Origin of the sequence: Mesorhizobium alhagi CCNWXJ12-2 (assembly GCF_000236565.1) — a bacterium.
GTDB lineage: Bacteria > Pseudomonadota > Alphaproteobacteria > Rhizobiales > Rhizobiaceae > Allomesorhizobium > Allomesorhizobium alhagi.
Map to the genome: position 1 here is coordinate 1 of NZ_AHAM01000348.1, position 2,771 is coordinate 2,771.

The 2,771-nt window shown below is 60.8% G+C and carries 3 protein-coding genes; all 3 read left to right on the forward strand.

Going from position 1 to position 2,771, the window contains the following annotated elements:
• On the forward strand, positions 1-287 hold a 287-nt coding region (locus tag MAXJ12_RS34030), incomplete at its 5' end, for an ABC transporter permease (protein ID WP_008840806.1).
• On the forward strand, positions 287-1,348 hold the full coding sequence (locus MAXJ12_RS34035; protein ID WP_008840807.1) for an ABC transporter ATP-binding protein: 1,062 nt from the start codon (positions 287-289) through the stop codon (positions 1,346-1,348). The genes MAXJ12_RS34030 and MAXJ12_RS34035, both read left to right, overlap by 1 nt.
• Before the next feature lie 657 nt (positions 1,349-2,005).
• Positions 2,006-2,704 (forward strand): L,D-transpeptidase, encoded by a 699-nt coding sequence (locus MAXJ12_RS34040; protein ID WP_193364394.1) that lies wholly within the window; start codon positions 2,006-2,008, stop codon positions 2,702-2,704.
• Positions 2,705-2,771 lie beyond the last annotated feature (67 nt).

Genomic DNA, 2,771 nt, shown 5'->3' on the forward strand with positions numbered 1-2,771 from the left:
CCCGGCGCCCCAGCCAGTGGCAGGTGACAATGCGCGTCACGCTGCCATGGATAATGCCGGGCGTTATTGCCGGCGCGTTGTTCGCCTTCGCCGTTTCCTTCGACCAGTTCGTGGTGTCGTACTTCCTCTCGACGCCGGGCGAGGCCACGTTGCCGGTCGAAATCTATGCCGCCATCCGCAAGGGCTTCACGCCCGAGATCAATGCGGTGTCCACCATCATCATCGCCGTCTCGATGGGCCTGATGCTCGTCGCGGCCCGCTTCTTCAAGTTCGGGGGAGAAAAATAATGGCCGAGGTTCAGGTCGAAAAACTCTCGCGCTCGTTCGGCGCGCACAAGGCGCTCGACAATGTGTCGATCGATTTTCCCGATGGCGGGTTCTATGCCCTGCTCGGACCGTCGGGCAGTGGCAAGACCACGCTCCTGCGCATGATCGCCGGCTTCGACTTTCCCGACGCCGGCAGCATCCGGATCGGCGGCGAGGGCGTCGAGCGCGTGCCGGTCGAGAAGCGCCGCATCGGCATGGTGTTCCAGAGCTACGCCCTGTTCCCGAACATGAGCGTCGCCGACAACATCGCCTTCGGGCTGTCGGTTCGAGGCGAATCGAAGTCGGAGATCGCCGGTGCCGTGCAAAACGCGCTCGACCTCGTCCAGCTCGGCAAGCTCGGCGAACGCCGCCCGCATCAATTGTCCGGCGGCCAGCGCCAGCGCGTGGCGCTTGCCCGCGCCATCGTCATCAAGCCGCGCGTGCTTTTGCTCGACGAGCCGCTCGGCGCGCTGGACAAGGCGCTGCGCGTCGACATGCAGATCGAACTGAAGCGCATCCAACGCGAGATTGGTATCACGACCATCTTCGTCACCCACGACCAGGAAGAGGCGCTTACGATGAGCGACCGCATTGGCATATTGCGCGACGGGCGCTTGGTGCAGGAAGGCCCGCCGGAGGACATCTACGACAGCCCGCGAAGCGAGTTCGCCGCCACTTTCCTCGGCGACGCCAACATATTGCGCGGCGACGCCACCGAGGATGGCATTCGCCTGCCCGATGGCACGGCAATCGCGGCTGGCTCAGGGGTCAGGAAGGTGGCCGGCGCGAAAGTCAGCTGTGCGGTACGACCCGAACGCATCCAGATTGCCGAGGCGGCCGGCGCAGACCAGGCCAGCGGAAATCTACTTAGGGGCCGTGTTTCAAAACGCATTTTTGCTGGCAACAGCAGCACCTACTTCGTCGACCGCGATGGCGAATCGATAAAGGTCCTGGTGCAGAACAGCGGTGCCGAAAAACTGGCGGAAGGGGCGAACGTCGTGCTGCGCTGGTCGCCGGAGAGCACGGTGCTGATCAGCTCGTAAGATGCGATTTGGCTCTTCGCACTGCACAAAAGTGTGCCAGATGCCAACCTTCTTCAAGAGATTGGCGTATTGACCCGCTCACCTGGGGTCGGCACCCAGCGCGGCGAGCACATCAACGATCTGATCAGGTCGTCGCCTCTGCAGGGGGCGGTGAAAGACAGTGCTCTAGGGTGTGTTCAATTCCATTATCTGCCGATACATGTCTTCTTCGTCTCAATGATGTAACCCCTACTCCACTGAAGCGAGAAACCGCCAAGGATGCGACGGATCGTCGACGATGACGCGCCCGTTCAAATAGTCCCGAAACGGCTCGTCCGCGATATGCCTTTGCAGTAATTGTGAGAATCGCTTGCGTCGAGCCTCGCTATTGGCCGGTTCAACTCAGCGGGCCAGCCCTCGGCAATGGCAATGTCGCTCGCCTGCACTTTGGGCGTCAGCCTGACATCGACCATCGATTTTGCCTCCCATGTCTCGCTCAAGTCGCATGGAGAACCTTGCCCGCGAGGATACATTTCGTCTCACGCCATGAACTTCACTTCATTGTTTATGAACCATGTTTTGCGCAGATAGCCCGGTGCGTGCTTCTGACCACGTACGTATCCAGATGAGTAGGGGTGCCGTGTGCTGCAGAAGTCGGCTGCTTCCAATTCCAGTACCTTGCCTGACACCCCGCTCTCGCGTCGAGCGGTGCTCCTTGGCGCAGGAGGCTTGCTGCTCTCCGGGTGCACCAGGACACTTGGCGTCGACGGACTTGTTGATGGGTTTACGACAGCAAAGGGTCCTGTGCGCCCGAGCCTTAGCGTGACGGAGCAGACAGCGCGCTCAGAGGTGATGTATCCGTCGCTCACGGACGGCGGGTACGAGCTTCCGGAGATCACCTACGGCAGGTTTGATCCAAAATACCGCCGCCAGTTGGTTATCGATCCGACCGGCGAGCCGCCAGGCACCATAGTTGTGCAACTTCAGGAGCGGTTTCTCTATTTCGTGATGCCGGGCAGCCAGGCCATCCGCTATGGAGTCGGCGTAGGGGAGGACGGACTAAGCTGGTCCGGCCGCGGCAGAATCCAGTATAAGAAAGCGTGGCCGAAGTGGACCCCGCCGCCAGAAATGATCGAACGCAAACCGGAGCTCGCGGAATTCAGAGGTGGAATGCCAGGCAGTCTTACCAATCCGCTCGGCGCGCGCGCGCTTTACATCTACCAAGGTGACCAGGACACAGGATATCGCGTTCACGGCACGCCGCAGTGGTGGACCGTCGGCCAGGCGCTGTCCTCAGGCTGCGTGCGCATGATCAATCAGGACGTGATCGACCTCTATGACCGAGTTGTCGAGAAGACCCCGATCGTCATCATCTAGAGCACGTCCGGCGATCGATGAGTCGATTGTGATGTGACGCGAATCGGTTTGGCTGATTCAACGTCCA

Coding starts and splice junctions, on each gene's coding strand:
- MAXJ12_RS34035 (WP_008840807.1), top strand. CDS start 287: ATGGCCGAGGTTCAGGTCGAAAAACTCTCGCGCTCGTTCGGCGCGCAC.